The sequence below is a fragment of the Methylobacterium aquaticum genome (assembly GCF_001043915.1).
GTDB classification, from domain to species: domain Bacteria; phylum Pseudomonadota; class Alphaproteobacteria; order Rhizobiales; family Beijerinckiaceae; genus Methylobacterium; species Methylobacterium aquaticum.
In genome coordinates this window covers 1-15,148 of record NZ_LABX01000223.1, presented here as the reverse complement: position 1 = coordinate 15,148, position 15,148 = coordinate 1, and the positions used below count along the sequence as shown (strand labels likewise).

At 71.5% G+C, this 15,148-nt stretch carries 17 protein-coding genes; 10 read left to right on the top strand and 7 right to left on the bottom strand.

Annotated elements, in window-relative coordinates; all coding sequences use genetic code 11:
* From VP06_RS26030 to VP06_RS26010, 5 genes are all read left to right on the top strand, one after another.
* A partial coding sequence (locus VP06_RS26030) for a vWA domain-containing protein (protein ID WP_048466713.1) occupies positions 1-1,152 on the top strand: 1,152 nt, incomplete at its 5' end.
* 46 nt (positions 1,153-1,198) lie between these two features.
* Positions 1,199-1,522 carry an XdhC family protein gene (locus VP06_RS26025; RefSeq protein WP_048466709.1) on the top strand — a complete coding sequence of 108 codons (324 nt, stop codon included), beginning with the start codon at positions 1,199-1,201 and terminating at the stop codon, positions 1,520-1,522.
* On the top strand, positions 1,519-2,217 hold the full coding sequence (locus VP06_RS26020; protein ID WP_048466708.1) for an XdhC family protein: 699 nt from the start codon (positions 1,519-1,521) through the stop codon (positions 2,215-2,217). The genes VP06_RS26025 and VP06_RS26020 overlap by 4 nt, the downstream gene beginning before the upstream one ends.
* Positions 2,214-3,233 carry a molybdopterin-binding protein gene (locus VP06_RS26015; RefSeq protein WP_048466707.1) on the top strand — a complete coding sequence of 340 codons (1,020 nt, stop codon included), beginning with the start codon at positions 2,214-2,216 and terminating at the stop codon, positions 3,231-3,233. Before VP06_RS26020 ends, VP06_RS26015 begins: the two co-directional genes overlap by 4 nt.
* Positions 3,226-3,819, top strand: a complete 594-nt coding sequence (locus VP06_RS26010; RefSeq protein ID WP_156295776.1) for a nucleotidyltransferase family protein — start codon at positions 3,226-3,228, stop codon at positions 3,817-3,819. Before VP06_RS26015 ends, VP06_RS26010 begins: the two co-directional genes overlap by 8 nt.
* Before the next feature lie 245 nt (positions 3,820-4,064).
* Here the strand turns inward: VP06_RS26010 and VP06_RS26005 are convergent, their stop codons facing one another.
* A complete protein-coding gene (locus VP06_RS26005; RefSeq protein WP_048466705.1) occupies positions 4,065-4,688 on the bottom strand; it encodes an exopolysaccharide biosynthesis protein in 624 nt (207 codons plus the stop codon).
* Between the two features lie 351 nt (positions 4,689-5,039).
* Entirely contained in the window at positions 5,040-5,309 is a 270-nt protein-coding gene (locus tag VP06_RS26000; protein WP_048466704.1) for an usg protein, read from the bottom strand.
* 331 nt (positions 5,310-5,640) lie between these two features.
* Between VP06_RS26000 and bcsS the strand changes: the two genes are divergently transcribed.
* The gene (bcsS, locus tag VP06_RS25995) at positions 5,641-6,420 is read left to right on the top strand and encodes a cellulose biosynthesis protein BcsS (protein WP_082167627.1); all 780 of its coding nucleotides are present in this window, start codon (positions 5,641-5,643) and stop codon (positions 6,418-6,420) included.
* Here bcsS and VP06_RS25990 read toward each other — a convergent pair.
* Entirely contained in the window at positions 6,328-7,944 is a 1,617-nt protein-coding gene (locus VP06_RS25990) for a cryptochrome/photolyase family protein (protein ID WP_048466703.1), read from the bottom strand. The genes bcsS and VP06_RS25990 overlap by 93 nt on opposite strands.
* A gap of 275 nt (positions 7,945-8,219) precedes the next feature.
* On the opposite strand from VP06_RS25990, the gene VP06_RS25985 reads away from it, so the two are divergent.
* Both VP06_RS25985 and VP06_RS35320 read left to right on the top strand, forming a co-directional pair.
* Positions 8,220-9,086 (top strand): methionyl-tRNA formyltransferase, encoded by an 867-nt coding sequence (locus VP06_RS25985; RefSeq protein WP_048466702.1) that lies wholly within the window; start codon positions 8,220-8,222, stop codon positions 9,084-9,086.
* 7 nt (positions 9,087-9,093) lie between these two features.
* Positions 9,094-9,279: a DUF2256 domain-containing protein gene (locus VP06_RS35320; protein WP_156295775.1), complete on the top strand. Its 186-nt coding sequence runs from the start codon at positions 9,094-9,096 to the stop codon at positions 9,277-9,279.
* Between the two features lies 1 nt (position 9,280).
* Here VP06_RS35320 and VP06_RS25980 read toward each other — a convergent pair whose 3' ends face one another.
* Genes VP06_RS25980 through VP06_RS37350 form a run of 3 tightly spaced genes read right to left on the bottom strand, consistent with a single transcriptional unit; the run spans position 9,281 to position 11,141 of the window.
* A complete protein-coding gene (locus tag VP06_RS25980; RefSeq protein WP_197093292.1) occupies positions 9,281-10,105 on the bottom strand; it encodes a metal ABC transporter permease in 825 nt (274 codons plus the stop codon).
* A 38-nt stretch (positions 10,106-10,143) separates the two neighbouring features.
* Positions 10,144-10,974: a zinc ABC transporter ATP-binding protein AztA gene (gene aztA / locus VP06_RS25975; RefSeq protein ID WP_048466711.1), complete on the bottom strand. Its 831-nt coding sequence runs from the start codon at positions 10,972-10,974 to the stop codon at positions 10,144-10,146.
* Positions 10,975-10,982: 8 nt separating this feature from the next.
* Positions 10,983-11,141: a hypothetical protein gene (locus tag VP06_RS37350; protein ID WP_197093291.1), complete on the bottom strand. Its 159-nt coding sequence runs from the start codon at positions 11,139-11,141 to the stop codon at positions 10,983-10,985.
* A gap of 181 nt (positions 11,142-11,322) precedes the next feature.
* Here VP06_RS37350 and VP06_RS25970 point away from each other — a divergent pair, with 181 nt between their 5' ends.
* Entirely contained in the window at positions 11,323-11,853 is a 531-nt protein-coding gene (locus VP06_RS25970) for a Fur family transcriptional regulator (RefSeq protein ID WP_082167625.1), read from the top strand.
* Between the two features lie 150 nt (positions 11,854-12,003).
* On the opposite strand, the gene VP06_RS25965 is transcribed toward VP06_RS25970, so the two are convergent.
* Complete coding sequence (locus tag VP06_RS25965) at positions 12,004-13,500, bottom strand: undecaprenyl-phosphate glucose phosphotransferase (RefSeq protein WP_048466700.1); 1,497 nt, start codon at positions 13,498-13,500, stop codon at positions 12,004-12,006.
* Positions 13,501-13,757: 257 nt separating this feature from the next.
* Between VP06_RS25965 and VP06_RS25960 the strand changes: the two genes are divergently transcribed.
* Positions 13,758-15,035, top strand: a complete 1,278-nt coding sequence (locus VP06_RS25960; RefSeq protein WP_048466699.1) for an MFS transporter — start codon at positions 13,758-13,760, stop codon at positions 15,033-15,035.
* Positions 15,036-15,148 lie beyond the last annotated feature (113 nt).

Here is a 15,148-nt window from a genome sequence, read left to right as displayed (position 1 = left end):
CGGGCCTTGCGGGCGGCCGGCGTGCCGGTCGGGCCCGGCGACGTGCTCGACGCCGTCGCGGCGGTCGAGGCTGCCGCCATCGGCCACCGCGAGGACTTTTACTGGACCCTCCACGCGGTGCTGGTGCGACGCCACGAGCATTCGGCCCTGTTCGCCGAGGCGTTCCGGCTGTTCTGGCGCCGGCGCGACCTGATCGAGAAGATGATCGCCCAGATGTCGCCGGTCGCTCCCGACAAGGCGCCGCCCAAACCTCCCAATGCCGGTGCCCTGCGGGTGCAGGAGGCGCTGTCGCCGAAATCCGAGCGGCCAAAGCCCAAGGTCAGCGAGGAAGACCTCACGACCGTCACCCTGTCGGTATCGCAGGCCGAGGTGCTGAAGGCCAAGGACTTCGCCCAGATGAGCGCCGAGGAGGTGGCGCAGGCGCGCCGGCTCATCGCCTCCCTGCGGCTGCCCGACGACGCGACCCGGACCCGGCGGTTCGAGGCGCGGCCGCGCGGGCGGATCGATCCGCGGCGCAGCTTCCAGCGCACGGTGCGGGCGGGCGGCGCCATCGACCTCGCCTTCCGGGCGCCGCGGGAGCGGCCGCCGCCGATCGTGGCGCTCTGCGACATCTCGGGCTCGATGGCGGAGTATTCCCGGCTGTTCCTGCACTTCCTGCACGCGCTGTCCGAGCAGCGGAGAGTGCACAGCTTCGTCTTTGCGACCCGGCTCACCAACATCACCCGCGAGCTGACCCGCCGCGACCCGGACGAGGCGTTGTCCCGCGCCAGCGCCCGGGCGCAGGACTGGGAGGGCGGCACCCGCATCGCCGAGGCGCTGCACCTGTTCAACCGGCACTGGTCACGCCGGGTGCTCGGCGGCGGCGCGGTCGTGCTGCTGTTCACCGACGGGCTCGAGCGCGAGGTGACGCCGGAACTGACCCACGAGATGGACCGCCTGCGGCGCTCGTGCCGGCGGCTGGTCTGGCTCAACCCGCTGCTGCGGTTCCAGGGCTTTTCCGCCCGGGCCAGCGGCATCCGGGCGATGCTGCCCCATGTCGACGATTTCCGGCCGATCCATAGCCTGTCGGCGATGGCCGATCTCTGCCGCGCGCTCGGCGCGCACCAGCCGCGCGGCCGCGCGCCGACGGCGTGGTTGCGCGATGCCGGCTGACACCTAACTGTTGTGGCGGGGCTGACGGCCCCGGAGACCTTGTCCGATGCTGTCGACAGATACCGACATCCTCGCCACCGCCGAAGCCTGGCGCGAGTCCGGCCGCGGCGTGGCGCTCGCCACCGTGATCGAGACCTGGGGCTCGGCCCCGCGCCCGGTCGGCAGCCACCTCATCATCGACCAGGAGGGCAACTTCCTCGGCTCGGTCTCGGGCGGCTGCGTCGAGGGCGCGGTCATTGCCGAGGCCGCCGACGTGATCGAGGACGGCAAGCCTCGGGTGCTCGAATTCGGCGTCGCCGACGAGACCGCCTGGCGGGTCGGCCTGTCCTGCGGTGGGCGCATCCGCGTGCTGGTCGAGCCGGTCGCGTGAAGCTCGACATCCTGCGGGAGATGAACCGGGAGCGCGCCGCCCGCCGCGCCGTCATCCTGGTCACCGACACGGCCGACGGTGCCCAGCGCCTGGTGCGCGAGGCAGAGGCCGAGGCCGATCCCCTGGCCGCCGAACTCGCAGCCCGGTTCCGGTCGGGCAAGAGCGGGATCGTCGAGGCCGAGGGTCGGTCGCTGTTCCTCACCGTGCAGGTGCCGCCGCCGCGCCTCGTGGTGATCGGCGCCGTCCATATCAGCCAGGCACTCGCCCCGATGGCGCAGGCGACCGACCTCGACGTCGCCATCATCGATCCGCGCACTGCCTTCGCGACGCCGGAGCGATTTCCCGATGTGCCGCTGCTGGCGCTCTGGCCGGACGACGCCCTGGCGCAATTGCCGCCCCTCGACCGCTACACGGCGCTCGCGGCCCTGACCCACGACCCGAAGATCGACGATCCGGCGCTGATCGCGGCGCTCCAGGCCGAGTGCTTCTATGTCGGGGCGCTGGGCTCGCGGAAGACCCATGGCAAGCGCGTCGAGCGCCTGACCGCCGCCAGTCTGACGAATGCGCAGATCGCCCGCATCGCCGCGCCGATCGGCCTCGATATCGGCGCGGTCAGCCCGGCCGAGATCGCCGTCTCGGTTCTGGCCCAGGTGATCGCCGCGTTGCGGCAGGATCGCCGCCGGACCCCGGCATGAGGTTCGGCCCGGTTCCGATCGCAGAGGCGGCCGGTCTGATCGCCGCCCATTCGGTGCGCGCCGGCAACGCCATGGTGAAGAAGGGGCGGCCGATCGGCGCGGAGGAGGCGGCGCGGCTTGAGGCCGCGGGCGTCGTCGAGGTGGTGGCGGTGGCCCTGGAACCGGGCGACGTTGGCGAGGATGCGGCGGCGGAACGGCTCGCCGCGGCCGTCGCGGGGCCGGGCGTCACCGTCGAGCCACCCTTCACCGGCCGGGCCAACCTCCATGCGGCGCAGGCCGGCCTTCTCTGCCTCGACGAGGCAGCGATCACCGCCGTGAACCGGATCGACGAGGCGGTGACGCTGGCGACCCTGGTCCCGTTCAAGCCGGTGGTGCCCGGCGAGATGGTGGCGACCGTCAAGATCATTCCCTACGCGGTGCCGGGCGCGGTGCTCGACCGGGCCCTCGGGGTCGCCGTGCCGGCGATCCGGGTCGCGCCCTACCGCCTGACCCGGGTGGCGGCGATATCGACCCTCCTGCCTGGCCTGAAGCCGAGCGTCATCGACAAGACCCTGCGCACCCTCGACGCCCGCCTGAGCCCCGCCGGAGCCCGCATCGTCGGCGAGTACCGGGTGCCGCACGATTCCGCCGCGGTGGCGAGCGCCCTGCGGGACGCGATCGAACGGGACCGGGCGGAGCTGGCCGTGGTGTTCGGTGCCTCGGCCATTGCCGACCGCCGCGACGTGATTCCGGCCGGGATCGAGGCGGCCGGCGGCGTGGTCGACCATCTCGGCATGCCGGTCGATCCCGGCAACCTGCTGCTCCTCGGTCGCCTGGGAGCGGTGCCGGTGATCGGGGCCCCGGGTTGCGCTCGCTCGCCGAAGGAGAACGGCTTCGACTGGGTACTGCAACGCCTGCTTGCGGGGTTTCCCGTGATCCGCGACGACATCGTCGGCTTCGGGGTCGGGGGGCTTTTGATGGAGATCGTGTCGCGGCCCCAGCCCCGGGATGGCGGGGAAAGCGCCAACGATGCCTGAGCCCATCGGCACGGTGCTGCTCGCCGCCGGCCGCGGCACCCGCTTTGGCGCCAGCCCGAAGCTTCTGAGCCTCCTCGACGGCAAGCCGCTGGTGCGCCACGCGGCGGAGGCGGCCGTGGCGGCGGATCTCGGGCCGGTGGTGGCCGTCCTCGGCCATGCGGCCGAGGCGGTACGCGGCGCCCTCGCCGGCCTGCCGCTGACGCTCGTCGAGAATCCCGATTACACTGACGGCTTGTCGACGTCTTTGCGCGCTGGGCTCGAGGCCCTGCCGGAGAGGGTCGCGGCGGCTTTGGTCGTCCTCGGCGACATGCCGCGGATCGGCCCGGGCCTGCTGGTCCTTCTCGCCGAGGCGTTCCGGTCCGCATCGGTCACCCCGTCCGCCGTGGTGCCGGTGCGGGACGGGCAGCGCGGCAACCCGGTGCTGCTCAACCGTCGCCTCCTGGCTCCGGGCCTCGCCACCCTCACCGGTGACCGGGGCGCCGGCCCGCTGCTGGCGCGGCGCGACGACGTGGTCGAACTGTCAGTGGACGAGGCCGGCGTGCTGATCGACGTCGATACGCCGGCGGCGCTGGCGGGCTTGACCTGATTCGCCGTCGCCTGATCGCTCAGATCGGAAGCCCCGCCGTGAGCACCCGCACGCCTGCGCCGGCCAAGAGCAGGGCGAAGGCGCCCTCGACCCTGCGCCGCAGGCGCACGACCCACGCGCCATCCGGTCGTTCGAGAACAGCCAGGCAGAGCCGGTGCAGATCACCGGCTCTGCACGCCGACGGCGGCGATCACCGGCGCGAAGTTCGGCCGGCTCGCTGACCTCTCCCGGACGTGAGGGACGCCTCACGCCCCCGCGGCAGCCGCACCGAGATGCAGGAGCCCCATCACGGCGGTGAACACCGCGTAGACGAAGCCGAGATTGAGCAGCACGCCGAGGACGCCGATGCCGAGGCCCGCCGCCACCACGATCCCGTCGCGCTCGACGAGGCCGAGGCCAACCAGCGTCACGGCGAGGCCGAGCGGGATCTGGCCGACCAGTGGCGCGGCGACGATCAGCACCAGAGAGAGCGCCAGGAGCAGCAGCCCCATGGTACGCATGCCGATGTCGTTCTCGAACACCCGCAGCCGCGGCCGCGACCAGCGCTCGAGCCGGCGCAGCAGCGGCACCGCCCGGGACACCGCGCGCTGGAGATCGGAACGGGCGATCGAGCGACCGAGCAGGGCGCGGGGCAGCCACGGGGCCGACATGCCGGCGGCGATCTGCGCCGCCACGAGGGCGAGAAGCAGGCCGCAGATCAGCGGGATCGGCGGCGGCATCGGCAGGCAGTTGGGCAAGCCGAGCAGCACGACGAGGAGCGCGAAGGCCCGGTCGCGCAGGACCGCCACGATGTCGCCGACGGTCAGCCGCTCGGTCTCCTGGGCGGCGAGGACGGTCAGGACCTCGGAAGTGCGGGCGAATTGCGTCACGGGGCTCTGATCGTCGGGGGCCGGAGAAGCGCCCCCTGGCGTGACCGCGGCCCCCTCGAAGGAGGGCGCGGCATTCGCAGGCGGGGTCGCCCGGCCCCCTCTAGCCCACTCCGCCGCCCGGGCCAACCCGCGTGCATGGGGGCTGGCCGCACCGAGATCGGCGTGGACCGGCCCTGCGGCGAGAACGGGCCCGAGCCGCCGTCGAAGCGGCCCGGCCGCGGAGAGGATGCGCCTGTGCATGGTTCACCGACGTGAGCGCCGCGCTGCCAGGAGCGCGACCGTAAGGGCCTCACACACGGTCAACCGGGCAATCGTGGGGCAGAGCCCCAAAAAAGCGCCAGCGCCTCCGATTCAGTGCAGCGTGAGCACACCATTCACGGCGCGGAACTCCGCCGGCTTGATCAGGTGCGAATGCGCCACCCGGACCGAGTGCAACGGCCCGTCCAGCTCCCGCTTCCAGAAATCCAGGAAGCCGGTGAGCACCGGGAAGCGCGGGGCGAGGTCGTAATCCTGCCAGACATAGGTCTGCAAGACGCCGGGATGATCGGGGATGCGGTACAGAATATGGGCCGTTGTCAGGCCGTAGCCTTCGATCTGCTGCCGAAACTCCTTGGAGACCATGGAACCTCCTGAGCGTTAGACAATCCTTTTCGGGTGCACAGCGCTTTGCCGACCAAGCGTCCGATGATGAGGTTAATCAACGCTTAAGCTCAAGCCAAAACCATAGCTAATCGGTTGATTTTTCAGGCAATAGCAGCCTACTCGCGCGAGTGCTGACAGATGCGGCGCAGGTCTTTGCACGGCAGCCGGCCCGAACTCAGCCTGGCGACGGACGATCTCCGGCTGAGCCGGCATGCCGGTCGTCGTCGGACACCGTTGCAGAGGATGACCCAGACCTGTTCCGCAGTCTCCGTGACGGCTTGACGGTGCGTTTTCTGGAAAAGATATTTCCATGATCGCAACGACAGGCCAGGCCACCGTGCCTCTTCCCCCGGCTCGTCAATTCCTTCTCTCCCTGGCGGCGAGCCTCGCCTGGCCGGATGATGCCGTCGCCGACGAGCGGGACGACGTGCGGACCGTGCTGTTCGGCAGCCTGGATGCGGGCCGTTCCAGCTTCGTCAGCGCCGGGGCCAAGGTCGCGCCCGGGGGGATCGCCCGGGACGGCGTCGTCACGCTCGCGACCCTCGGCTACGGCCTGCGGCCGGAGCGAGACTGGTGGGGCGACCCGCGGGCCAAGGCCGGGCTGACCCCGCCGCGCGCCCTGCGCCACACAGTCCAGGCCGGCGCCGTGGCCGGTTGGCAATGGGTGCGCGACTGGGGCGTCGCTGCGGTGTTCGCCGGGCCCGAGCTTGCCTTCGAGGTGCTGGACAGCCCCGGCACGCGGCGGCTGCCTGCCCCTCGCTGGGGGGCGAGGGTGCAGGGGGAAGTGTGGGCCCGGCCGACCGAGTCCACGCTCCTGACCACGACGGTGATCGCCGGCACGGCGCGCTGGAGCGCCTGGGGCCGGGTCTCGTGGGGCGTCCGGCTGCCGGATTGGAGCGCGGCCTATCTGGGACCCGAGGCGGCGCTCTATGCCGACCGGACCGGCTACCGGAAATGGAGCCTCGGCCTCCATGCCACCGATTTCGCCATTGCGCGCTTAAGCGTCCGCGTCTCGGCCGGCTGGCTCTACGAGGAACAGATCCGGCGCCCGGGTTCCTACGGCACGCTCACCGTCTGGATGCCCCTGTGACATCTCCAGCGCATCGAGGAAGCGGGCGGCTTCCGCCACGATCGCCTTGCGGCGTGAAGGCGCCATCGTGTCCAGGGTGCGGTACGGCATGGCGAGGCGCGGGTTGCCGCGCAGGCGATCCTCGTTCGCGCTCAGGAAGTTCCAGTACAGATAGTTGAACGGGCAAGCGGTGTCGCCGGTCTTCGCCTTCACGTCGTAGGCGCAAGCACGGCAGTAATCCGACATCCGGTCGATATAGGCGCCGGACGCCGCATAGGGCTTCGAGCCGAGGAGACCGCCATCGGCCCAGAGCGCCATGCCGTGGACATTGGGCAGTTCCACCCACTCGTAAGCGTCGGCATAGACCACCAGGAACCATTCCTCGACCTGGCGCGGGGCCAGACCGGCGAGGAGGGCAAAATTCCCCAGCACCATCAGGCGTTGAATGTGGTGAGCGTGCGCGTGGGCCTTGGTGTCGCGCACGCATTCGGCGAGGCAGGCCATGGCGGTCTCCCCCGACCAGTAGAACCAGGGCAGGGCGCGGGTGGCGTTGAGCGCGTTGGTCTCGGGATAGTCCGGCATCCGCGTCCAGTAGAGCCCGCGCACGTATTCGCGCCAGCCGAGGATCTGACGGATGAAACCCTCGACGGCGTTGAGGGGCGCGGTGCCCTCGCGCCAGCGCTCCTCGGCGGCGCGGCAAATCTCCTCGGCGTCGAGGAGGCCGAGATTGAGGGCGGGGGCGATCAACCCGTGATAGAGGAACGGCGTGCCGGCCCGCATCGCGTCCTGGTAATCCCCGAACCCGGCCAGGCAATCGTCGAGGAAGTGCCGCAGCGCGGCGAGCGCCTCGCTCCGCGTCACCGGCCAGGCAAAGCCGTCGAGGTCGCCGAAATGGTCGGCGAAACGGCGGGCGACCAGGACCATCACCTCACGGGTCACCGCATCGGGCGGGAAGCGGCGGCGCTCCGGCACGGCATGGCCGGGGGGCAGGCGGCGGCGGTTGTCGTGGTCGAAGTTCCAGCGCCCGCCTGCCGGCTCGCGCCCCTCCATCAGAAAGCCGGTGCGCCGGCGCATGGCGCGGTAAAACGTCTCCATCCGCAGCGTGCCACGCCCCTCGGCCCAGCGGGCGAAGACCGGGCGCGGGCACAGGAAGCGGGTGTCGTCCCGGATCTCGACGGGACGCCCGAACCGCTCCTCCCAGCCCCGCATCATCGCCTCGACCCGCCATTCTCCGGGCTCGGTCACGACGATCCGGTCGGGTCTGTGGCGGGCGATGGCGCGGGCGACCTCGCCGGTGAACGAGCCGGTATTGCCCGGATCCTCCAGGGCCACGTAATCGACCGCAACGCCGCGGGCGCGCAACTCGGCCGCGAAATGGCGCATGGCGGAGAGGACCAGCACCAGCTTCTGCTTGTGGTGGCGGACATAGGTCGCCTCCTCCCAGACCTCGACCATCAGCACCGTGTCGATCTTGGGGTCGAGATCGGTGAGGGTGGCGAGGCGGGGATGGAGCTGATCGCCGAGGACGAGGCGGAGGCTGCGCATGGCCGGTCAGATTCCCATGCACGGGCGCGGGCGGCCATCGCTTCCGGCTTCGACGAATACCGACGGCCGACGATGCTGACGCATCCGGCGGTTGACTCCATCTCGAATTTTCGATGCCAAGCCAGAGGCTTGCGAAAATTCGAGAACGGACCCAAAGGTCGTTTTCAACGACCGTTGGTATAACATGCGCGCCATTGCGGTCCCCCTTCGGCTGCCCACAAGCCGAACTAGGGCGGGTGACGGATCCGGGCGTCGGTGGGCAGGGAGGTCGCGACGTGAAATTCGCCTTCGCGGGAATCGATTTCCTGGGCGGTGTGTTCGAGGCCCTGGCCGCGGCGGGCTGGCAGCCGATCAAGCTGTTCTCCCGCCCCTGCGACGGAATCTACGATCAGAACGACGGGGTGGTGGCGCTCGCCCGGAAGCACCGGGTGCCGATCCAGCTCTCGCGCATCCGCGTCGCCGATCTCGAGGCGCTGTCGGCCGAGCACGGGCGCGACTGGACGCTGGTGGTGGCGGGTTATCCCTGGCTCATCACCGGCTGGCCCGGCCGGGTGCGCTATGCCCTCAACATCCATCCCTCGCCGCTGCCGGACGGGCGCGGGCCCTATCCGCTGTTCCGCGCCATCCTCGAATCCTACGAGAGCTGGGGCGTGACCGCCCACGTGCTGGCCGAAGGGGGGTTCGATATCGGCGACATCCTGGCGCAGGACGTCTTCCCGATCTCCGGCACCGAGACCCACGAGACCCTGCTCGCCCGCTGCCAGATGGCGGCGATGCGGCTCGCCCGCGGGCCGATCGCCCGGGATCTGCCCGCCCTGTGGCGCAAGGCCGAGCCGCAGGGCGACGGCGCCTACTGGCCGCGGGTCACCGACCTCGACCGCAGCCTCGATTTCCGCCAGCCGGTCGACACGATCCTGCGCCGGATCCGGGCCTTCGGCGCCATCGAGACCCTGGCGCGGATCAACGACAACCGCATCTTCGTGCAGGAGGCCAGCGGCTGGATGGAAGGCCACCGCCACCCCCCCGGGACGGTGGTGCATTCCTACCGCCGCCAGATCCTGGTGGCGGCCCGGGACGGCTACGTCCACATCACCCGCTGGAGCCCCATCCCGCTCGCCGATGCGGGCAATACGGGACGCTGACCCCACGATGCCGAGGATGCGCCGCAAGGGCGACCTGCCACAGAAGGTGTGCGCCCAGTGCGGCCGGCCCTTCGCCTGGCGCAAGAAGTGGGAGCGGGTCTGGGACGCGGTGCGTTATTGCTCGGATGCCTGCCGGCGGGCGGCGCACCGGGGCGAGCCGCCCCGGCCGCCCGATTCCGGCGCTGCAAGGTAGCTCACGCTTCGAGGTGCCGGGCGGGAAAGAGCCGCCAGACGAGACCGCCGCGGGGCCCGAGCAGCATCGAGGCGAGGTAGAGAACGCCGGCCGCGAGCACGATCGCCGGGCCGGTCGGCAGGCTGGCGTAGTAGGAGACCAGGAGCCCCGCCACGCTCGCCGACAACGCCAGGAGCACCGCCGCCGGCAGCAGCCCGGTGAGGTCGAGGGCCCAGAACCGGGCCGTGATCGCCGGCAGCAGCATCAGCCCGACGGCGAGCAGCGTGCCCAGTGCCGCGAAGCCGCCGACGAGATTGAGCACCACCAGGGCCAGGAAGGCGTAATGCACCGGCCCGCTCGCCCGGCCGACCGAGCGCAGGAAGAGCGGATCGACGCATTCCATCACCAGCGGCCGGTAAGCGACGGCCAGCCCGATGAGCGTGACGGTGGCGATGCCGCCGAGCAACACCAGGGCGTCGTCGTCGAGGGCCAGAACCGTCCCGAACAGGATGTGCAGGAGATCGATCGACGACCCCCGGGCCGAGATCAGCAGGACCCCGGCGGCGAGCGAGATGAGGTAGAAGGCCGCCAGGCTGGCATCCTCGCGCAGCACCGTCGAGCGGGCGACGAACCCGGAGAGGAGCGCCACCGCGAGGCCGGCGACGAGGCCGCCGAGCGTCATCGCCGGCAGCGACAGCCCGGCCCACAGGAAGCCCACCGCCGCGCCGGGCAGGATGGCGTGGCTCATCGCCTCGCTCATCAGGCTCATCCGCCGCAGGGTCAGGAATACGCCCACCGGCGCGGCGCCGACCGACAAGGCGACGCAGCCGGCCAGCGCCCGGCGCATGAAGGAGAACTCGACGAAGGGCGCCGTCAGGAAGTCGATCACGCGGCGTGCCCGTGGGGATGGTCGTGAGGGTGGTCGTGACCCTGCGGCCCCTGGTCGTGAGCGTGCCGGGCCGCGTCGGCCGCGGCGCGGCAGACGGAGGCGTCCTCGTCCCAGGCTTCGCAGAGCCGGCGGGCGCGGCGCAGGTTGTCGGTGGTCAGCACCTCGGGCGTCGCCCCCCAGGCGACCGCCTCGCGGGCCAGGAGCAGGGTCGAGGGGAAATGGCGGGCGACCTGGTCGAGGTCGTGCAGCACCGCCACCACGGTGCGCCCTTGCGCGTGCCAGCCATGGACCAGCTCCAGAAGCTCGTCGGTGGTGCGCGCGTCGATCGCCGCGAAGGGCTCGTCGAGGAGGATCACCCGCGCGTCCTGAAGCAGGACGCGGGCGAACAGGGCCCGGCGCAACTGCCCGCCCGACAGGGTGCCGATCGGCCGGCGCTCGAAGCCGGTGAGCCCCACCGCCGCCAGGGCCGCCTCGACGGCGGCCCGGTGCGGTGTCAGCGAGCGCCACGGCCCGACCCGGCGCCACAGCCCCATCGCCACGAGGTCGAACACGCCGACCGGGAAGGCCCGGTCGATCTCGGCCGCCTGGGGCAGGTAGGCGATGTCCCGCCGGGCGAGGCCCGCACGGGCGACCTCGCCCTCGAGCGGAGCGATTTCGCCGATGATGCCCTTGAGCAGGGTCGACTTGCCGGCGCCGTTCGGCCCGACCACCGCGGTGAGGGATCCCGCCGGGATCGTGCCGTCGAGATGGTGGACCGCCGGGTGGCGGGCATAGCCGAGGGTGAGACCGCGAAATCCCAGGGTCCCGCCGGGCGCGGGAGGCCGCATCGGGGCGGTCACGCGATCGCCCAGCCGATCAGGCCCCAGAGCGGCACGGCCAGCACCGCGGCCACCGCGAGACGGGGCGCGACGCCGAACCGCAGCAGCGAGAACGGCGCGGCTTGCGGGTGCGGGGCGGCGTCGGTCCGCAGGGCAGGAGCAGGAGGATGCGGCATCGGCGAATCGGTCGCTCGGGTCCGGGTCGCGCCCTTGACGGGTCGCGCCCTCGGCGGGCGCCTCCGCGAACCCCATATGGAGGGCAGCCGGCTGGCGCCCCAACAGAGATCGTTACACTGTAACAGCCAGGGCCTGTCAACCGCCGCCGGGTTGGGGTAGGACGGCGCGGGAGAGTGTCGAATGGACGAGCACGGAGCCTGCGGGCCTCACGATCACGCGCATGACGGCCCGGTGGCGCCTGGTCCTGCCCGGACGGCGGACCTGGTCGCGCGGGCCGAGCGGCTGGCGCAGGATCGCGGCTTGCAGTTCACGGCGCTCCGCCGCCGCACCCTGGAGGTGGTGGCCGAGGAGGGCCGTCCGCTCGGCGCCTACGACATCGCCGAGCGCCTCAGCGCCCCGGGCAAGCGCGTCGCGGCGGTCTCGGTCTACCGTGCCCTCGACTTCCTCACCGAGCACGGGCTCGTCCACCGCATCGCCAGCCGCAACGCCTTCGTCCCCTGCGAGCACGGGCACGGTGCCGGCGAGAGCGCGGTGTTCCTGATCTGCCGCCGCTGCGGCAGCGTCGACGAGACCATCTCGACCGAGATCGAGCGCAGCCTCGACCGCACCTTGGCCCAGGCGGGGTTCAAGCCGGCGAGCCGGATCGTCGAGATCGAGGGGGAGTGCGAGGCCTGCCAGGGGCGCCATGAGGCCAGTCTCCCGCCCGATTGAGCAAAGGCGCCCGACGGCCCGCGGCGTGGCGAGTATCGGGAGCGCGGCAGCAGCAACCGGGAGCATGCCGGCTTGCGCATCACCTGGTGAGGCCGGCCTTCGGGCCGGGGCCGGGGCGCCGGCCCGAAGGCCGGCGTGAGGGTGTAACACTCAATAGGCGTTCCGGAACGCGCTGCGCGCCACCACCGTCATCACCAGGATCCGGAGATCGAACCACAGCGACCAGTTGTCGATGTAGAACAGGTCGTGCTCGACGCGCCGCTGCATGTCGGCATCGGTCAGGGTCTCGCCCCGCAATCCGTTCACCTGCGCCCAGCCGGTGATCCCCGGCCGCACGTTGTGGCGCCGGGCATACAGGGCGATGCGGCGCTCGAAGCTGCGGTCATGCGCCACCGCATGGGGCCGGGGGCCGACCAGCGACATGTCGCCCAGGATCACGTTGAGGAGCTGGGGCAGTTCGTCGAGGTTGGTGCGGCGCAGGAACCGGCCGATCCGGGTGATGCGGTCGTCGTCCCGGGTCGCCTGCCGGAAGGCGGCGCCGGCATCCGCCCGCATGCTGCGGAACTTGAACACCCAGAACGCCTCCTGGTTGAAGCCGTAGCGCTTCTGGCGGAAGAGGCTCGGGCCGCGGCTGTCGAGGCGGATCAGGATGGCGATCAGCAGCAGCAGCGGCGAGAGCGCCACCAGCGCCAGCGACGCCGCCACGATGTCGAAGGTGCGCTTGGCGGCGATCTCGAGGGCGCTGAGCGGCGCGCGGCCGACATTGATTCCGGTGAGCAGGCCGACCCGGCCGAGGCGCACGTCGCTGAAGCGGTCCATCACCCGGCCCGGGCGCAGGTGGAGGGCGACCGGCACCCGCAGGAAGGCGTCGACGCAAGCCTCCAGATCCTCGACCTCGGCCCAGGGCACCAGCACGAACACGTCGTCGGGCCGCAGGAAGCGCACCACCGAGACGCTGAGGTCGAGGTCCTCGGCGAGCTGGGTCCGGCGCGCCTCCGGGTCGCTGCCCGCCGGCGCGCCGCGCAGGGTGCTGACCCCGATCACCCGCAGGCCCAGAGCCGCGGTGTCGTGGGTGGCATAGAAGCTTGCGACGTCGTCCTCGTAGCCGATCAGGTGAATGCGGCGGGCGGAATCGGAGCGCGGCGTGATCAGCCGGCGCACCAGGGCCACGGTGGCGAAGCGGGTGACGACGAGGGCCGGCAGGCCGGTGAGAAAGGTCGCGAGCGCCGCGACGCGGGAATGGTCGCCGGTGGTCTTGCTGAGGAAGCCGAGGACCAGCACCACCGCCCAGGCGCCGAGCCAGAGACTGACGACCCGGCGCAGGTGCGGCGCACGGGCGAGATAGTTTTCGATGCTGTACTCGCCGCGCGCGACGTTCGGCAGCACCACGAACAGGCCGAGGAACAGGCCGATCGCCAGCGACGGGCCGAGATCCGGCTGCCGATCGTAGGAGACGAGATGATAGATCATCTCGCAGGCGAGCCCCGTCAGGGTCACGGCCGCCAGCTCGGCGAATGCCGCGCCGCCCGCGATGGCGAGGCGCAGCACCACCCGGCCGCGGCGGGGCAGGAGCGCGTTCCAGACCGCGCGCGCCTCCGAGGAGGCGAGGTTCGCATGCCCGTCTTCCGGGAACCGTTCGTGTCGCATGGCGAGATGATCCGTGAACCGTCCCTGTGCCGGCGTGGAACGGACCGTGCCAAAACCGCACGCATCCCGGGCCGCTGCCGGCGGGTTGCCGGTCTGGCAGCAAGCCCGGGACCGGCGGCATCCCAGCCCTGCGGCCACCGACGGGACGGTGGGACCCGGCGGGTGTATGGAAGGCACGCCGAAAACCCCCGGGATCTTCACCGGAGGGCAGGGCGGGACGCGGCCGCAGCGGCCGCCTAGGGGGGAGCGGATCGGCGATGGATGCGCGTGCGAGCGAGGGCGGCGTGGCCGTGGAGGCGTCGGTGACCGGGCCGCCGCAGGCGGATGCCGCAGGCAAGGGCGTGTCGCTGGCCCCGGCGGCGGGACCGGCCGCCGTGGTGCTCGGGGGCCTGAGCCTCTCGCATCTCCTCAACGACATGATGCAGTCGCTGCTGCCGGCGATCTACCCCCTCCTCAAGCAGGCTTACAGCCTCGATTTCGGCCAGATCGGCCTTCTGACCCTGGCGTTCCAGCTCACCGCCTCGGTGCTGCAACCGGTGGTGGGTCTCTTCACCGACAAGCGGCCGATGCCGTTCTCGCTCGCCACCGGCATGCTGCTCTCGCTCTGCGGCCTGCTGCTGCTGTCGCATGCCGGCTCCTACGGCCTGCTGGTGATGGCCGCCTGCCTCGTCGGCCTCGGCTCGGCGATCTTCCACCCGGAAGCCTCGCGGGTCGCCCGCCTCGCCTCGGGGGGACGCTACGGCCTGGCGCAATCGGTGTTCCAGGTCGGCGGCAATGCCGGCACGGCGCTGGGCCCGCTCCTCGCCGCCTTCATCGTCGTGCCGCTCGGCCAGCCGAGCGTCGCCTTGTTCGCCATCGCGGCGCTGATCGGGTTCGTGGTGCTCAGCCTCGTCGGGCGCTGGTACCGCGACCGGCTGCGGGCCGGCGCCGCCCGGGGGAAGAAGGGTGGCGCAGCCATCCGCGCCCTGCCGCGGGCGAAGGTGATCGGCACCATCGCGGTGCTGCTGGTGCTGATCTTCTCCAAGTATTTCTACATGGCGAGCCTCAGCTCCTACTTCACCTTCTACCTCATCCACCGCTTCGGCGTGTCGGTGCAGGAATCGCAGCTCTACCTGTTCGTGTTCCTGGGCGCTGTCGCGGCCGGCACGGTGGCGGGCGGGCCGATCGGCGACCGGTTCGGCCGCAAGGTGGTGATCTGGGGCTCGATCCTCGGCGTCCTGCCCTTCACCCTGGCGCTGCCGCACGCCAACCTGTTCTGGACCGTGGCGCTGACGGTGCCGATCGGCCTGATCCTCGCCTCGGCGATGCCGGCGATCCTGGTCTATGCGCAGGAATTGCTGCCCGGGCGGGTCGGTTTGGTCGGCGGCCTGTTCTTCGGCTTCGCCTTCGGGATGGGGGGCCTGGGGGCCGCGGTGCTGGGGGAGGTGGCCGACCGCACCAGCATCGAGTTCGTCTACGGAATCTGCGCGTTCCTGCCGGCGGTCGGCTTGCTGGCGGTGGTCCTGCCACGGCTCGACGCGCCCAAGGTGGCCTGAGCGGGCGGCGGGGCGGCGATCGATCCGCCCCGCCACCTCACGGTTATCCGGCCCGCCCGACCGTCTGGATCGTCTCGAAGCCCTCGAATTGCGGGTGGCCGAGATAGAGCGGG

What these genes read in the sequence shown, in the direction of transcription:
- VP06_RS26025 (WP_048466709.1), top strand. Translation starts at nt 1,199, where the DNA reads ATGCTGTCGACAGATACCGACATCCTCGCCACCGCCGAAGCCTGGCGC.
- VP06_RS26015 (WP_048466707.1), top strand. Translation starts at nt 2,214, where the DNA reads ATGAGGTTCGGCCCGGTTCCGATCGCAGAGGCGGCCGGTCTGATCGCC.
- VP06_RS26010 (WP_156295776.1), top strand. Translation starts at nt 3,226, where the DNA reads ATGCCTGAGCCCATCGGCACGGTGCTGCTCGCCGCCGGCCGCGGCACC.
- VP06_RS26000 (WP_048466704.1), bottom strand. Translation starts at nt 5,309, where the DNA reads ATGGTCTCCAAGGAGTTTCGGCAGCAGATCGAAGGCTACGGCCTGACA.
- bcsS (WP_082167627.1), top strand. Translation starts at nt 5,641, where the DNA reads ATGATCGCAACGACAGGCCAGGCCACCGTGCCTCTTCCCCCGGCTCGT.
- VP06_RS25990 (WP_048466703.1), bottom strand. Translation starts at nt 7,944, where the DNA reads ATGCGCAGCCTCCGCCTCGTCCTCGGCGATCAGCTCCATCCCCGCCTC.
- VP06_RS35320 (WP_156295775.1), top strand. Translation starts at nt 9,094, where the DNA reads ATGCCGAGGATGCGCCGCAAGGGCGACCTGCCACAGAAGGTGTGCGCC.
- VP06_RS25980 (WP_197093292.1), bottom strand. Translation starts at nt 10,105, where the DNA reads ATGCGCCGGGCGCTGGCCGGCTGCGTCGCCTTGTCGGTCGGCGCCGCG.
- aztA (WP_048466711.1), bottom strand. Translation starts at nt 10,974, where the DNA reads ATGCGGCCTCCCGCGCCCGGCGGGACCCTGGGATTTCGCGGTCTCACC.
- VP06_RS37350 (WP_197093291.1), bottom strand. Translation starts at nt 11,141, where the DNA reads ATGCCGCATCCTCCTGCTCCTGCCCTGCGGACCGACGCCGCCCCGCAC.
- VP06_RS25970 (WP_082167625.1), top strand. Translation starts at nt 11,323, where the DNA reads ATGGACGAGCACGGAGCCTGCGGGCCTCACGATCACGCGCATGACGGC.
- VP06_RS25965 (WP_048466700.1), bottom strand. Translation starts at nt 13,500, where the DNA reads ATGCGACACGAACGGTTCCCGGAAGACGGGCATGCGAACCTCGCCTCC.
- VP06_RS25960 (WP_048466699.1), top strand. Translation starts at nt 13,758, where the DNA reads ATGGATGCGCGTGCGAGCGAGGGCGGCGTGGCCGTGGAGGCGTCGGTG.